Origin of the sequence: Alteribacter natronophilus, assembly GCF_006007885.1 — a bacterium.
Classification (GTDB): Bacteria; Bacillota; Bacilli; order Bacillales; family Salisediminibacteriaceae; genus Alteribacter; species Alteribacter natronophilus.
Map to the genome: position 1 here is coordinate 1218880 of NZ_VCRO01000001.1, position 16043 is coordinate 1234922.

Annotated in this window: 16 protein-coding genes; 1 reads left to right on the forward strand and 15 read right to left on the reverse strand. The window is 49.0% G+C overall.

Features of this window, described 5'->3' with window-relative positions:
* Window positions 1–5: 5 nt before the first annotated feature.
* The 7 genes from yqfD to rpsU all read right to left on the reverse strand — a co-directional run bounded on the left by yqfD (window position 6) and on the right by rpsU (window position 5670).
* Complete coding sequence (gene yqfD / locus FGB90_RS06150; RefSeq protein WP_171051719.1) at window positions 6–1193, reverse strand: sporulation protein YqfD; 1188 nt, start codon at window positions 1191–1193, stop codon at window positions 6–8.
* Between the two features lie 20 nt (window positions 1194–1213).
* Complete coding sequence (yqfC, locus tag FGB90_RS06155; RefSeq protein ID WP_171051720.1) at window positions 1214–1498, reverse strand: sporulation protein YqfC; 285 nt, start codon at window positions 1496–1498, stop codon at window positions 1214–1216.
* A gap of 279 nt (window positions 1499–1777) precedes the next feature.
* On the reverse strand, window positions 1778–2404 hold the full coding sequence (locus FGB90_RS06160) for a YqfB family membrane protein (RefSeq protein WP_138809643.1): 627 nt from the start codon (window positions 2402–2404) through the stop codon (window positions 1778–1780).
* A gap of 48 nt (window positions 2405–2452) precedes the next feature.
* A complete protein-coding gene (floA, locus tag FGB90_RS06165) occupies window positions 2453–3463 on the reverse strand; it encodes a flotillin-like protein FloA (protein ID WP_138809644.1) in 1011 nt (336 codons plus the stop codon).
* A gap of 49 nt (window positions 3464–3512) precedes the next feature.
* Complete coding sequence (locus FGB90_RS06170; protein ID WP_138810062.1) at window positions 3513–4859, reverse strand: NfeD family protein; 1347 nt, start codon at window positions 4857–4859, stop codon at window positions 3513–3515.
* Between the two features lie 179 nt (window positions 4860–5038).
* Entirely contained in the window at window positions 5039–5482 is a 444-nt protein-coding gene (locus FGB90_RS06175) for a GatB/YqeY domain-containing protein (RefSeq protein ID WP_138809645.1), read from the reverse strand.
* A 14-nt stretch (window positions 5483–5496) separates the two neighbouring features.
* Complete coding sequence (gene rpsU / locus FGB90_RS06180) at window positions 5497–5670, reverse strand: 30S ribosomal protein S21 (protein WP_078577114.1); 174 nt, start codon at window positions 5668–5670, stop codon at window positions 5497–5499.
* Between the two features lie 162 nt (window positions 5671–5832).
* On the opposite strand from rpsU, the gene FGB90_RS06185 reads away from it, so the two are divergent.
* A complete protein-coding gene (locus FGB90_RS06185) occupies window positions 5833–6771 on the forward strand; it encodes a Na/Pi symporter (protein WP_138809646.1) in 939 nt (312 codons plus the stop codon).
* Window positions 6772–6867: 96 nt separating this feature from the next.
* Here FGB90_RS06185 and deoC read toward each other — a convergent pair whose 3' ends face one another.
* From deoC to hrcA, 8 genes are all read right to left on the reverse strand, one after another.
* Window positions 6868–7548 (reverse strand): deoxyribose-phosphate aldolase, encoded by a 681-nt coding sequence (gene deoC, locus FGB90_RS06190; protein ID WP_138809647.1) that lies wholly within the window; start codon window positions 7546–7548, stop codon window positions 6868–6870.
* 235 nt (window positions 7549–7783) lie between these two features.
* Window positions 7784–9127 (reverse strand): tRNA (N(6)-L-threonylcarbamoyladenosine(37)-C(2))-methylthiotransferase MtaB, encoded by a 1344-nt coding sequence (mtaB, locus tag FGB90_RS06195; protein WP_138809648.1) that lies wholly within the window; start codon window positions 9125–9127, stop codon window positions 7784–7786.
* Between the two features lie 6 nt (window positions 9128–9133).
* Window positions 9134–9886, reverse strand: coding sequence for a 16S rRNA (uracil(1498)-N(3))-methyltransferase (locus FGB90_RS06200; protein ID WP_138809649.1), 753 nt, complete (start codon window positions 9884–9886; stop codon window positions 9134–9136).
* 107 nt (window positions 9887–9993) lie between these two features.
* A complete protein-coding gene (gene prmA / locus FGB90_RS06205) occupies window positions 9994–10938 on the reverse strand; it encodes a 50S ribosomal protein L11 methyltransferase (protein ID WP_138809650.1) in 945 nt (314 codons plus the stop codon).
* Window positions 10939–10963: 25 nt separating this feature from the next.
* Window positions 10964–12085 (reverse strand): molecular chaperone DnaJ, encoded by a 1122-nt coding sequence (dnaJ, locus tag FGB90_RS06210; protein ID WP_138809651.1) that lies wholly within the window; start codon window positions 12083–12085, stop codon window positions 10964–10966.
* 221 nt (window positions 12086–12306) lie between these two features.
* Window positions 12307–14157, reverse strand: coding sequence for a molecular chaperone DnaK (dnaK, locus tag FGB90_RS06215; RefSeq protein WP_138809652.1), 1851 nt, complete (start codon window positions 14155–14157; stop codon window positions 12307–12309).
* A 36-nt stretch (window positions 14158–14193) separates the two neighbouring features.
* Window positions 14194–14793 (reverse strand): nucleotide exchange factor GrpE, encoded by a 600-nt coding sequence (grpE, locus tag FGB90_RS06220; protein ID WP_281280020.1) that lies wholly within the window; start codon window positions 14791–14793, stop codon window positions 14194–14196.
* Window positions 14794–14936: 143 nt separating this feature from the next.
* Window positions 14937–15971, reverse strand: coding sequence for a heat-inducible transcriptional repressor HrcA (gene hrcA / locus FGB90_RS06225; RefSeq protein WP_138809653.1), 1035 nt, complete (start codon window positions 15969–15971; stop codon window positions 14937–14939).
* Window positions 15972–16043: the final 72 nt, after the last annotated feature.

The following is a 16043-nucleotide window of genomic DNA, read 5'->3' on the forward strand; positions in this document are numbered from 1 at the left end:
TAGTCTCAGTCTCCTTGAATAATCGGCTGTTTACGCGCGATATTATCGATTATGCGATAGTGTATGGTTACTCTAACTTTACCATTCACATGTTCTTCGTGCAAAACTTTTTCACCCGCAATTTCGGCTTTACTGCTGAATTGTTCAAGTACTTCAGAACGCCCTTTTTCCAGTGCTTCCTCAACGGCCTCTTCAGGTGAGAGTGTTCTTAAAGCCGGTTCGGTTTCACGGATGGTCTCCCTCGTATAGGTGAATGGAAGCTGGTAACCGAAAAGGTCGAATGCCCGGCTGTGGACTTCGTCTTTTCTGTTTTCATACTCGGGTGATCCAAACCCCCAGACCGGAACCGTCCAGTCTGCGACATTCATTTTGTGTTTTGAGAACGTTTCACCGGTTACAGCAAAGTACTGCTGTTCAAGAGGCACTGTCACCTCTGCTCTGTACCACACTTCCCCGTAAACTTCTCCTTTTGCTGCTACGCGCTGTTCCTTGCCTTCCTTTCCAATCAGTCCTGCTACGAGAAGGTCACCTTTCTGAACCACGTCATTTGCTTTTACTACCGCACTTCCATCCTCAACAAACAGCCGGTGAATGACGGCTTTTCTGTCTGCAACAAGGTGTCCGGCAGCTTCAGGAGGTTCTTTTACTGCCAGTTCCTTTTCCACCACCTGAAAATGATAGGTTGTACCACGAATGGTCACACCAATCCAGGTGGCGTCTGGAATCTGGTCACTGATTTCCTGCTGAATGATCTCGGGGGGAGGAAGCCTGAACTGAAACTGGCCTGTTTTAATACCCAGTTCGTCCACTTTCTGGCGAATCTCATGCTCAACTGCCGGAGATGCCCCTTCAATCTCTACGTTCCATACCATATTGGCCATCAGAAACAGGATGGCAATAAAGGCGGCTGCTCCCGTGACAAAGCCTGTACGAACAAGCATTTTCCGCCAGATGAAAGGAGCACCATGGCGCTCAAGAAACCGGATTTTACACCCGGATTCCCTGCAGACCGGACGGAGGTGCTTAACGTCATCCAGAAGAACCGAGCAGATGTAAGTCTTCTCCCCGGCCTGACGGATATCCCATATCATTATTTTTCTTTCCCCGCACCGGTTGATAAAAAGCTCCGGATAGGTTCCCTCCACCTTCACTCGGACGTATCCCGAAAATGTATTTACCCACATATTTTTCATTACGCTCATCCCCTGCCTGTCTAATTCTCGAATACGTACTGAACGCTGATTATTTTTCCTTCGAGAAGAATCTCTTCAGGAAGTATGGTCTTAATAACAAAACCATCTCCTCTGATCAGCAGCTGTCCATCGTCGAGCCTGAGCCGCATTTCCTCTTTGGAAAACCGCAGCACACCACGGTGATTCTCTATGTAGATGTGCAGATGACCGACCATTGTGATCCTGGGGAGGTCCATCATGGCATCAGCGGGCAGTTCCATTGTTTCTGTCATCCACTGTTTGACCCAACGTCTCATCTTCTTCATGATGAACCCCCTTTCCACTCATATCTATGACGTGTAAGAGAGGTGTATCACTGTTTAGGAGAAAAAGTGTCAGCAGGAACCTGCTGCTTACAGGGAGGTAAAAAGGGGATTTATGAGGTGGGGACTTCCGTCATTTTTCAAAAACAAAGACTCTGTTAAAGTTCGTTCTTGATTTTCGCTCACTGCGCTCCCTTTCCGCGGGAGTGTCACGCGTTCGCTCCAATCAACTATTAAATATCAACATAAAGATTTAACAGAGCCAAAAAAAAACAGAGGTCTTTAAGACCCCTGTCTTCTGCGCGGATAACCGCCTGTGCCCCGCCCTGCTCCTCTTCGTCCTTTTGGGGGACCAAGAATTTCGGACCAGACAACACCTTTCACGGCATCCTCTCCGCTGATCTCGCTGAAATCGAGTTCGATGCGGCTTTTCTTTTTTGGTTCTTTCTCAATGAGCGGGGAATCACTGCCAAGTTTTTTCGCCCGGCGCTCCGCTTCCTTTTTCCGCGCTTTCATCTCTGAGTACTGTTCGCTGAGTTGATCGTTCGATTCTGCCAGTTCCCTGCGCCCCCGGTTGTCAGCTGCATACTCATCCCTTGATGGAGTATTTCTGCTGTCGGAACGCTCCGTCCGGTACATTTCAGATTCAGCCCGAGGCTGACGGTCGGTCGGATGGGTGTCTTCTGACTCCTGAAGAATGATATCCCTCCAGCTCACTTCATCCTCACCCCGGTTATTCCGGTTATCCCGGCTGTCCCGGGCAGGCTGACGCTGAGGCCGCTGTCTCTGCTGACCTCCGCCTTCATCTCTGTTCGCATTGCCGATTCCACCGAAAATACTGAGAAGAATGAAGATAAGCGGAAGTAGAATGAACGGATTTTCAGCGATCATCCGGATTAAACCTTCCATCGTCAAGCGCCTCCTTTATGAAAGCGACCCGATAAACGCTCAGTCATCCTACCGGTCTGTCGGGCGTTTTGTCCGGTCGTCCTCTTCTCCATCGTCGGTCGCTTTCCCGATTGATTCACGCATATCCGTATCAGCTTTAACGTTGTTGAAGTTCAGGTAGTCCATAACCCCAAGGTTTCCGGAACGGAGTGCTTCGGACATGGCAAGCGGTACTTCCGCTTCCGCTTCCACTACTTTCGCACGCATTTCCTCTACGCGGGCCTTCATTTCCTGCTCTTTTGCGACGGCCATCGCACGGCGTTCCTCGGCTTTCGCCTGGGCAATCTTCTTGTCTGCCTCTGCCTGATCGGTCTGGAGGCCTGCACCGATGTTTTTACCGATGTCAATGTCGGCAATATCGATGGAAAGAATTTCGAAAGCCGTTCCTGAATCAAGACCTTTGCTAAGTACGGTCTGGGAAATCCTATCAGGGTTTTCAAGTACTTTCTTGTGGTTCTCGGAAGAACCGATTGTAGATACAATACCTTCACCTACACGGGCAATAACCGTATCTTCACCGGCACCCCCGACGAGGCGGTCAATGTTGGCACGCACAGTAATACGCGCTTTCGCCTTTACTTCGATACCATCCATGGCCACACCGGCGATAAATGGCGTTTCAATCACTTTCGGGTTTACACTCATCTGAACGGCTTCAAGTACATCCCGGCCGGCAAGGTCGATGGCGGCACAACGCTCGAAGCTCAGTTCAATGTTGGCACGCTGGGCGGCAATAAGTGCGTTAACAACGCGGTCTACGTTACCCCCTGCAAGATAATGCCCTTCTAGTTTGTTCGTGCTGAGATCAAGCCCCGCTTTAACGGCTTTAATGAGCGGTACAACAACACGCTGCGGTACAACGCGGCGGAGCCGCATACCGACAAGCTGCCAGATTCCGATTTTAACTCCGGCTGCCCACGCGGAAATCCATAGTGTTACCGGTACAAAAGTAAAAAGTACCACCAGGAAAATGATAAGCAGTCCGATTCCCACAAGAATCATTAACTGATCTGTTGGCATCTGTAATCCTCCCTTAACTATTCATCAATTTTTCAGTACTCCCAATCATCTATGTTCCGCTCTGTGTCCGGTCTTCAGTACTTTCCCTGACAACAATTCTGGAACCGGATGTCGAGATTACCTTTACTTTCCTTCCTTGTTCAATATAGCCTCCTTCAGAAACCACGTCAAGTCGTTCGTCATTGATTAAGGCGGTCCCCGAAGGTCTCAGAACTGTGAGGGCCTCGCCTGTACTTCCTACAAGTTCTTTTTTCGTTTCATTTGAAACATATCCCTCTTCCGTGTTCGTGGCCTCCATCAGCACAAACCGCTTCATGGGACCCTTAAATCCAACGTATTTAAAGAGCAGGATGACTGCAGTAATGGAGACTGCCGCCGCAATCATAACCGAGGTAAGTACAGTCATCGTATCGGCGGACCCAAGAAACAGACTTCCGATAATGGCTCCTATGCCAAGGGCTCCAAAGATTCCGAACCCCGGAACAAGGAGCTCGATCACCAGGAGCACCATACCGGCCCCAAATAGGATGAAAGCTTCCCAGCCGGCAAAACCGGCAACCATATGTCCGAAAAAATACAGCAGAAGAGCTGAAATACCCATAAAGCCGGGAATACCGAATCCCGGGGAATACAGTTCCAGAATAAGACCCAGACTGCCGATGGACATGAGAATTGGTATCACAATAGGATGTGTCACAAACCGGGCAATCTGTTCTGCCAGGCTTATTTCCATCTCCTGCTCAATGGCATTTTCGAGACCGAGATACTCCAGGAGCTCCTCCCTGTTCGATGCAATCGCTTCTGCATACCCTTCTTCATAAGCTTCTGAGGCGTTGAAGGTGAGAAGCTGACCCTCCCCGGCACGATACTCAGGCAGGTCAATCGTTTCATCAGCCATGGCCAGGGCATACCGGGGATCGCGGTCATTTTTGTCAGCCGCATCCTGCATCCGGGCAAGCCAGACAGACTGTGCTTTCGTATCCGCTGCATTTCCCGTTCCGTCAACAACCGCAGCTGAACCCATGTCGGTTCCCGGCATCATGACAATCTCGTCAGCCATGAGCGAGATGTAGGCTCCGGCACTTAACGCCTCATTAACAACAAAAGCGGTAATCGGGATATCAGTATTATTCATCAGGCTGGCGATCCGGCCTGCTGCATCCACAAATCCCCCGGGGGTGTCCACCTCCAGTACAATGTGGTCGGCTCCTTCTTCGGCAGCCTGTTCAAAAGAGCGTTCCATAAATGCAAGAAGGCCCCTCTCAACTGCCTGCTCGACCGGAACATAATACACAATCTTGCCTTCTCCGCCACTCTCTGCCTGCGGCGGGAGAAGCAGCATAAAAACCGAAGTGAGAATAAAGAGGGTATAAACCGTCAGTCGAAAGCTCTTCATCAATTTTGCCAATCCCCCTTTCCGGTCAGATTCAATAACCGCTGATACCTGTGTATACGTATACTATTATAGGAAAGTTTCATCCTTTTTAATAGGAATTTGAACCCTTATGTATTATTTTTGCTCCTAAATAAAAAAGAGGATGTCCTTCATAGGAAGGCATCCTCTCTTCTTGTTTTTTATGAAAGGGATTTAAGCACCAGGCGGTTAACCTGTCCGCCGTCCGCTTTTCCTTTTACTTTCGGCATAATGGCACCCATGACTTTTCCCATGTCAGCTTTAGCTGATGCACCGGTTTCTGCAATCGTTTCGTCAACGATCTGCTGCAGTTCATCATCGGAAAGCTGCTTTGGCAGATAAGTCTGCAGTACATTCATTTCAGCCTCAATTTTTGCTACCAGATCATCTCGATTGGCATTTTCGAACTCATGGAGGGATTCTTTACGCTGTTTCATTTCACGGTTCAGAACAGTAAGAACTTCCTCTTCAGTAAGGTCGGAGCCCTTATTGATCTGTTCGTTTTGTAAAGCGGATTTCACAGAACGAATGACAACGAGACGTTGTTTCTCCCTGTTCTTCATCGCCTGTTTCATATCTTCATTAAGTTGCTTTTGAAGATCCAAGAAACATCCTCTCCTTAGAACTTACGCTTACGAGCTGCTTCTGATTTTTTCTTACGCTTGATGCTCGGTTTTTCATAATGTTTACGTTTACGAACCTCTGCCATTGTACCCTCTTTTGACATCGTTTTTTTGAAGCGACGAAGGGCAGCATCGATGGATTCGTTTTTACGTACTCGTGTTTCTGCCATTCTATTTCCCTCCCTCCAAACAACCAATCAGAGACACACCCAATTTGCATGTCTTCGGTTATTATATATGACTGAGCTCCACTGGTCAACTTTCATGCAAAAAAGATTTCCTGGTCATGCCTGTCCGTTCCGCTCATAAACATCTGAGTAGAGGTGTTGTCCATGGGAGAGCTGTTTTCTTTATTTGCAATATATGTGGCGCTGTTTCTCTTCGGTATGACAGTCATGCGGCAGGGGCTCTTAAACATGCAGGGGCGGAGCCTTTCAGCGTGGCTTGTCCGGTTTGTAGACCGCCCGTATAAAGGCCTGCTGATGGGGGCGGTGGTGACGGGACTTCTCCAGAGCAGTTCCGCTGTGATGGTGATGACGGTCGGTCTGGTGGCTGCGAGAGTTATTTCCTTTCGTCATTCGATTGGCATTATGCTCGGAGCGAACATTGGTACCTGTCTCACTCTTGAAATTGTGGCGATGAATACAACGTGGCTTATTGTTCCCCTTCTTGTGATTGGCGTTCCGCTTCTTATGACCAGAAATCATATACTGTTCTGTATCGGCTGTTTTTCGTTTGGACTTGGCAGTATTTTTGTTGCCATGCACGGTTTTGAAACACTGGCTTATCCCCTGTCTTCCATTGCATCGGTATATGACTGGCTGACAGGCACCGATGAAAAAAGCACACTGGCTCTTCTGGCAGGGATTGTGCTGAGCGGGGTGATCCAGTCCAGTTCGGCTGTTTCTGCCATTACCATGTCCTTTATGAACGAACAGATTTTTTCACTTCCTACTGGAATTGCCATTATGCTGGGAGCAAATATCGGTACCTGTATAACAGCCTGGCTTGCGAGTATTGGGGGCAGTGTGGAATCACGCCTTACGGCCTATGCACACATATGGATTAATGTTATAGGTGTGATCGTGTTTTTTCCGTTCCTTCACGTCTTTTCGGATCTGCTCAGATTAACTGCTGAAACTCCGGCAGTACAACTGGCACATGCTGCCACAGTATTTAATATTATTTCTTCTGCGGTTCTCCTGCCGTTTACGGACCGTTTTGCCGGCTTCCTGATCTGGATTCACAGGATACGGGATCCGCGTATTTAAACAGAAAAAAGGATGCCCATTTGAAGCAGCACGGCTGCATGGGGCATCCTTTTTTAAATATTTTTTCCGACATTAGACAACCGGTCAGAGAGCACATTAATAATCGGAGTCTGATGTACCGCCCGTTACAATGGCAATTCCTGCGCTTGCACCGATCCTCGTTGCGCCTGCATCAATCATTTCCAGTGTGGCTGCTCTGTCACGAACGCCGCCGGATGCTTTTACGCCAATGTCAGGGCCGACCGTTTTGCGCATAAGAGCGATATCCTCCACCGTCGCTCCTCCTGAAGAAAAACCGGTGGAAGTTTTAACGTAATCGGCACCTGCTTTTACGGAAAGCTCGCAGGCACGCACTTTTTCCTCCTCTGTGAGAAGGGCAGTCTCAATAATTACTTTTGTAAGGGCCTTTCCGGATGCAGAATCAACCACTGCTTTAATGTCACGGAGCACATGCTCGTCATCTCCCGCTTTTAAAGCACCAATGTTGATAACCATATCAACTTCGCCTGCTCCTTTTTCAATCGCGTCCTTCGTTTCGAACGCTTTGGTTTCGGGAGTTGAGGATCCGAGCGGGAAGCCGATTACCGTACATACTTTCACGTTCGGAGTATCTTTAAGAATGCTGTATGCAGTTTCAATCCATGCAGGATTTACACATACAGATGCAAAAGAATATTCCTTCGCTTCTTCTGCAAGGGTTTCAATCTGATCTTTGGTTACCTCGGGTTTCAGCAGCGTATGGTCAATATAGGATGCAAGGTCAAGGTTGCTGTTCATATTAAAACACTCACTTTCACGGATGATCTGGCCAAAGAGGTACGTACCTCTCAGGCAACCTTAATTATCATAGCACGTTTATTATTGTTTGACGAGAAAAGCCGTTCATACATTCCGTGCCTTCGGGTAAATCTCCCATATACGTTACACGGTGCAGTACCTCTCAGAAATACCCTCAATCGCTGTCTCCAGAAAAACACCCCGCAGCCAGGACGGTTACGGGGTGGTACGGAATCTATTCTGCTGAAGCTACAGGCTGACGCGCATCATCTTCCACGATACGGACAAATTGCCCCTCGTTATACGGGTAGCCTGCTTTCGTAATCTTCACTTTACAGATCTCTCCGATCAGACTCTCGTCACCGTCGAAGGTCACTTTCATATAGTTGTCACTGTATCCCACGAGAAGGTTTCCTTCGCTTCCTTTTTCCTCGGGAATCACTTCGAGAACATCGTCTTCAAACCGCGAAGCGTACTCCTTGGCGAGCTGATTGCTCAGTTCAATCAGACGGTGCACTCTGTCGTTCTTAACCTGGTCATCCACCTGGTCATCCATTCGTGCAGCGGGAGTTCCCGTACGCTTGGAATAAGGGAATACGTGAAGTTCGGAGAAATGCAGATCCCGGATAAAATCAAAAGTCTCCTGAAATTCCTCATCGGTTTCGCCGGGAAAGCCGACAATGACATCAGTTGTTACTGCCAGCCCGGGCAGGGCCTTGTGAAGACGGCCGACACGCTCGGCAAAGAATGCATTTGTATACTTTCTGCGCATGCGCTTAAGAACCGTATCGGAACCGGACTGCAGCGGTACGTGAAGATGCCGGACGATTTTTTCGGACTGGTCAATAACCTCAATAACACGGTCTGTGATCTGACTTGCTTCAATGGAGGAAATCCGGATCCTTTTAAGCCCCTCCACTTTTTCAAGCTCAAGAAGAAGGTCAGCCAGGCTGTAATCCTTCATATCCTCCCCGTACCCTCCGGTATGGATTCCGGTAAGGACAATTTCCTTATAGCCGGCGTCCACGAGCTGACGGGCCTGTACGAGAACGTCTTCCGGTTTCCGGGAACGGAGAAGTCCGCGTGCCCACGGGATGATACAGAACGTACAGAAGTTATTGCAGCCTTCCTGAATTTTGAGGCTGGCACGGGTACGATCCGTAAATGCAGGCACATCAAGTTCCTCGTACACACGTGTTTTCATAATATTGCCCACACCATTAATCGGTTCACGTTCTTCACGGAACTGTTCAATGTAGGGAATCATTTTGTGACGGTCCTGTGTACCTACAACAATATCCACTCCGGGAATCGCCATAATTTCTGCAGGTGAAGTCTGGGCGTAGCACCCCGTCACGCAGATAACGGCATCCGGATTTTTCCGGATCGCACGCCGGATCACCTGACGGCTCTTCTTGTCTCCGGTATTCGTAACTGTACACGTATTAATGACGTATACATCCGATGTCTGATCAAATTCTGTCTTTTCGTAGCCGGCTTTTTTAAAAAGCTGCCAGATCGCTTCAGTTTCGTAATGGTTTACTTTACAGCCTAATGTATGAAATGCAACGGAAGGCATGTGTGATCACCTCGATAATTCAAAATGGTAGGAAATTGCCGAAAGGGCATAGAGCGGGGCTGTTTCAGCCCGCAGAATCCGGGGACCGAGAGCACAGGACACGGCTTTGGCCCGGGTCAGATCTTCAATTTCACGATCAGAAAAACCGCCTTCGGGACCGGCAATAACAAGTATGCGGCTTCCCGGGTCTGTTTCGTTTAACACCTGTGACAGGCGGCTTTTCTCATCGTTTCTTGCCTCTTCTTCGTATGCAGCAACAACGCTGTCATACTCGGATACGAGGGAAACAAGCTGCTTAAATGTCATGACTTCCCGAACGGACGGAACACGGCTCCGATGGGATTGTTCGGCTGCTTCCTGGGCAATTTTCGTCCAGCGTTCCAGCTTTTTCTGCACTTTTCCGGCATTAAGCTTTACAACGGAACGCTCTGCTTCGAAAGGGATAAATTCAGCTGCTCCGAGCTCAGTGCCTTTCTGAATGACGAGTTCAAGCTTATCTGCTTTCGGCAGACCGCATGCAATGGTGACATGCACCGGAAGTTCAGCGGAACGCGCTTCTCTTTCAAGAACTGTTCCTTCGGTTCTCTCCGCGCTTACGCTGGTGAGACGCACACGAAAACAGGTGCCGGAGCGGTTGCAGCATACCACCTCGTCACCTTCTGACATTCGCATCACTTTCGCTGTATGTTTCGCTTCGTCTCCAGTCATTATAACACCGTCATGCTGGAATTGCGCATCATCCAGAAAATACCTCTGCATCTGAATCACCTAAAGTCCGTTCCCTATAGGAATGGGATTATTTTTCTGTCCTGAAACAGGTTTTAATTAAACCGATTCTGTCTGTACTTAATCGGCAGACCGATGGCCTATGCCTCCGGCTTTTCTGCCACAATCGACAGCCAGTCTTCCATTTCAATGACTTCGGCAATCGTGAATCCGCTCTTCCTTAGAGCATCCTTGACGAGATTGCGTTTGGCGCTGATGATACCGGATGTAATGATTGTCCCACCTGGATTCAGCTGTTCAAAAGCATCGTCTGTCATGCGTACAATGACTTCAGCGAGAATATTAGCCACGATCAGATCCGGCGTTTCATCCACGTTTTTAAGCAGGTTGTTCTGGCGGATGGAAACGACGTCCTGGGCTTTATTGAGCTTCACATTGATATTGGCTGTTCTCACCGCTACGTCATCCAGGTCCATTGCCAGCACCCGGCCCGCCCCAAGTTTGGCACAGGCAATACTGAGTACACCGGAACCTGTTCCCACATCGATAACGTGGTCACCTTCCTGCATATATTTTTCAATAGCCTGCATGCACAGAACAGTGGTGGGGTGCGTACCGGTTCCAAATGCCATACCCGGATCCAGTTCGATGATCAGTTCCTGGTCGGACACTTTCTCGTACTCTTCCCACGTAGGGGTAATGGTCAGCCGGTCCGACACTTTTACCGGCTTGTAGTATTTTTTCCAGGCTGTTGCCCACTCCTCTTCGTTCACTTCGCTGAGGGTAACATGGTTGTGGCCGATATCAATATCATAGGTGATCAGGTTACTGATTGCACCCTTGATTTCATCCACCGTATCACCAAGAAAACTGTTTACCGGCAGATACGCCTTAAGAATAATTCCCTCTTCCGGATAATCATCCGGGGAAAGCTGATAGATTTCACCGAATGCAGTTTCCCATTCACGGGTCAGATCCCCGGGATCTTCAATAACGACCCCGCTGGCACCGGCTTCATGCAGGATGTTGCTTACCGGTTCAACTGCCTCCTGTGTAGTGTGAATACTAATTTCAGACCATTTCATAATCCATCAGCTCCCCAGCTTGATTTTATTCACCGAAGCTTTTAAACGCCCGCTTTGCCTTGGCAAAGAAGTTGTCATTCTGCTCATCTGGTGACGATCCGGTTTCTTCTGCAAAACTGCGCAGAATTTCCTTTTGTTTTTCAGAAAGGTTTTTCGGTGTGACAACACGGACGCGGACAAACTGGTCGCCCTGTCCGGCACCGCGTACATTCGGCACTCCTTTGCCTTTCAGACGGAATTCCGTACCCGTCTGTGTGCCCGCAGGAATTTTCAGGCTGATTTTGCCTTTCAGGGTAGGCACTTCGATTTCATCACCGAGTGCAGCCTGGGCAAAAGTAAGCGGCATGTCACAGTACAGGTTATCGCCATCGCGCTTGAAGAACTCGTGCGGCTTCACGTTGAAGACGACAAACAGGTCTCCGGGAGGTCCTCCATTGGCACCCGGTTCGCCCTGTCCTGCTACGCGGATCTGCTGGCCTGTATCGACACCTGCAGGTATTTTAATGTGAATCTTCTTGCGTTTTTTCACTTTACCCTGGCCGCCGCAAGTCTTACAGCGGTCCTTGATCATCTGGCCGGTACCCTGACAGTGGTTACAGACACGGCGATTGACGACACGGCCAAACGGTGTGTTCTGCTCCACGTTAAGCTGTCCGGCACCACCGCAGTGCCTGCAAGTCTCCGGCTGCGTTCCCGGTTTTGCCCCGGAACCGTGACACGTCTCACACGTTTCTTCACGTGGGATCTCTATATCCATTTCTTTGCCGAAAACCGCTTCCTTAAACTCCAGAGTCATGGTGTACTGAAGATCCGATCCCTGACGCGGGGCATTTGGATCACGGCGCCCGCCGCCTCCGAAGAACATGTCAAAGATATCACCAAAACCGCCAAAGTCACCTCCACCGGCACCTCCGCCACCGAACTGGTTCGGATCGGTATGACCGAAGCGGTCATAATGGGCACGTTTCTGTGAGTCACTGAGCGTATCGTACGCTTCCTTGACTTCTTTGAACTTTTCCTCTGCTCCCGCTTCCTTGTTCACGTCCGGATGGTACTGGCGCGCGAGCTTCCGGTATGCTTTCTTTATATCCGCCTCGGAGGCATCCTGTCCGACTCCGAGCACATCATAAAAATCTTTTTTGCTCATCGTATCCACTCCCGACTGCTAATCCATAACGAATATCTTATCACTGACTCGTTTCTCCCGCAACATTCTACAGTGCATGAAAAAGAGGGTCTCCCCCTCTCAGGTGCCCGGCTCTCTCCAACAGATGTCGTATACAGCGTCTTTCTTTTCCTATGCCGTATACCATATCGGAGGTGCCTGGCACTTCAGATTCGGGACACCCTCTCTCATATCAGCACTGCTTATTGTTTTTTATCGTCGTTGTTTACTTCTTCATACTCAGCGTCAACAACGTTGTCGTCTTCAGACTGCTGCTCCTGGCCTGCTTCTCCGCCCTCGGCTTCCTGCTGGGCCTGAGCCGCCTGGGCTGCCTGCTCGTACATTTTCGTAGACAGCTGCTGAACGACTTCCTGGAGTTCGTCCTTTGCTGTGCGGATCGCTTCGAGGTCCTCACCTTTCAGGGCTTCCTGGACTTTTTCTTTTGCAGCTTCCGCTTTGTCCTTGTCTTCCTGCTCGACACTTTCGCCAAGCTCTTTAATCGTCTTATCTGTTGTAAAGACGAGCTGATCCGCTTCGTTGCGAAGGTCCACTTCCTCACGGCGCTTCTTGTCCGCTTCGGCATTTTCCTCAGCTTCTTTTACCATGCGCTCGATTTCATCCTCATCAAGACCTGAAGAGGAAGTGATCGTAATGGACTGCTCTTTATTTGTACCGAGATCTTTCGCACGTACGTTTACAATACCGTTGGCATCGATATCGAACGATACTTCAATCTGCGGTACTCCACGCGGTGCCGGTGGAATATCAGTCAGCTGGAAACGGCCAAGAGTTTTGTTGTCTGCTGCCATTTCGCGCTCACCCTGAAGAACGTGGATATCCACGGACGGCTGGTTGTCAGCTGCAGTGGAGAACGTCTGGGATTTGCTTGTTGGAATCGTTGTGTTGCGGTCGATCAGCTTTGTAAATACGCCGCCCATCGTCTCAATTCCAAGTGAAAGAGGTGTTACGTCAAGAAGAACAACGTCCTTAACGTCTCCAGTGAGTACACCGGCCTGAACAGCAGCACCAAGAGCAACAACCTCATCCGGGTTTACACCTTTATGAGGATCTTTGCCTGTTACTTTCTTAATCGCTTCCTGAACAGCAGGAATACGCGTGGATCCACCAACAAGAACAATCTTGTCGATTTCGTTTGCAGAAAGACCGGCATCGCTCATTGCCTGACGGGTAGGCCCCATTGTACGCTCCACAAGGTCTGCACTCATTTCTTCAAACTTCGCGCGGGTCAGGTTCAGTTCAAGGTGTTTAGGGCCTGACGCGTCCGCTGTGATGAACGGAAGGGAAATCTGAGTCTGGGAAACACCGGAAAGATCCTTCTTCGCTTTTTCAGCGGCATCCTTAAGGCGCTGAAGAGCCATTTTATCCTGGCCAAGGTCGATGCCGTTGTCTTTTTTGAACTGGTCCACAAGGTGGTCAATGATCACCTGGTCGAAATCGTCACCACCGAGTTTGTTGTCTCCGGAAGTGGCGCGTACTTCGAAGAAACCGTCTCCAAGCTCAAGGATGGATACATCAAATGTACCGCCCCCGAGGTCGTATACGAGGATCGTCTGATCTTCTTCTTTTTCAAAACCGTACGCAAGCGCAGCTGCAGTCGGCTCGTTGACGATTCTTTCCACTTCAAGACCGGCAATTTTACCTGCATCTTTTGTTGCCTGACGCTGGGAGTCATTGAAGTAGGCAGGTACGGTAATAACCGCTTTGGTTACTTTCTCACCAAGGTATGCTTCTGCATCCTCTTTCAGTTTCTGAAGGATGATCGCAGAGATTTCCTGAGGAGAGTACTCTTTGCCCTCTGCCTCGACTTTATAGTCTGTACCCATGTGACGCTTAATGGATACGATGGTGTTCGGGTTGGTGATCATCTGGCGCTTAGCCACTTCACCTGTCTGACGCTCACCATCCTTAAAGGAAACGACTGATGGTGTTGTACGGCTTCCTTCCGCGTTCGGGATAACCGTCGCTTCGCCACCTTCCATAACTGCCACACATGAGTTTGTTGTTCCTAAGTCAATACCAATTACTTTACTCATTCTAAATTCCTCCATTTCCTGTTAAAGTATGTAGTTTTATTCGCTCACTTTGACCATAGCCGGTCTGATGACGCGATCGTTCAGCATGTAGCCTTTCTGCATTTCCTCGACTACAGTGTTTGATTCGTGTTCATCGGACTGTACCTGCATAACCGCCTGATGGTAGTGGGGATCAAATGGTGTTCCAACTGCTTCAATCGGTTTAATTCCTTCAGCTTCAAGTGCTTCCCTGATCTGACGGTAAACCATTTCCATTCCCTGGAGAAGACTTTTGCCGTCTTCTGACTCAACCTCAACCATCATCGCCCGCTCGAAGTTATCGAGAGCCGGAAGCAGCTTTTCTGCAAGCTTCTGGGCGCGGTATTTAGCGTCCTCTTCCTTTTCCTTGCGTGTACGGCGTCGAAAATTATCGTAATCAGCCTGGTTGCGGAGAATACGGTTGTTGAGTTCCTCAATCTTTGCTTCAAGTTCCTCCACACCGATGCTGTTATCCTCTGATTCTGACTGCTCGGTTTGTTCAGCTTCCGCCTCTGCAGCCGGGTTTTCATCCGCCGTCTGCTCAGCGTCTGCTTCTTTTTCCACACGCTCGAGTTCCTCTTCTTCAATTGTGTGTGTTTTTTTATCCTGCTGTTCCATTCCGTTCACCTCCTCAAAAGCATAAAAAATATGTTTCTATTCATGGAACAGTCTCTTTTACCTGCACGAAGCCGGCAAAAGAGACCCGGTAACTACCCAGTATGTGAGAATAATACCGTTGCATACATTTGTCAATATTTCCGTTAATCGGATTTTTGATACCGCTGTTTAAGCAGGTTCGTCAGATCCTTTGAAAAGAAGTCAAGCAGACCTACAACACGCTGATATTCCATCCTTGTCGGACCGAGTATGCCCACGGTGCCAAGGTGCTTGCCGTCCATCGAATAGGTTGCTGTAATAACAGAGCAGTCATCAAACGGGGCAAACTGGTTTTCCTCCCCGATCCTGATTCTTACTCCCTGTTCCTCTGAACGGAACAGCCTGGATACGAGAGCATCCTCTTCCAGTGTATTTAGCAGCTCTCTTACTCTGTTCACATCGTTAAATTCAGGCTGCGAAAGGATGTTCGTTTTGCCTGCGTAATACACTTTCTCATTGTGGGAGTCCTTAAATGCGCTGTTCAGAAGCTCTATCGCCTGTTCGTGGTGATCGATATACTTCGCCAGGACATTACGGATCTCGGTTGTGAGCTTGTGGCGCAGGTGAATGAGGGGAACCCCTCTCAGACGCTCATTGAGAATATTGACGATCTTCTCAATCTCTCCTATATCCAGACCTTCAGGAATTGAAACCGCCTGATTTTCAACATGACCTGTATCCGTCACTATTATGGCTACTGCATTGTCTTTTGAAATCGGCACAAGCTGAATCTGGTGAAGCCTGGATTCAAATATTTCGGGGCCGAGAACAATTGACGTGTAGCTCGTCAGGCTCGACAGAATTTTTGCGCTCTGCTGAATGATTTTTTCAAACTCGAGAAAACGCTGTTCGTACATAAGCCTGATATCGGACACTTCATTTTTACTGAGCGCCGCAGGTGATAACATGTGATCGACAAAGTACCGGTACCCTTTCTGAGACGGAATTCTGCCTGCAGAACTGTGCGGCTTCTCAAGAAAACCGAGTTCTTCGAGATCCGCCATTTCGTTCCGGATTGTCGCCGGGCTGAAGTTCATGTCGTCCCTTTTGGAAACACTCCGGGAACCGACGGGCTCTGCATGGCAAACATAATCATCAATGATCGCTTTAAGTATGAGCAGCTGTCGTTCTGTGAGCATGAACATCCCTCCCTGTTAGCACTCCCGGTTAACGAGTGCTAAATCTATAATATAAAGTATCAATTTCATTTC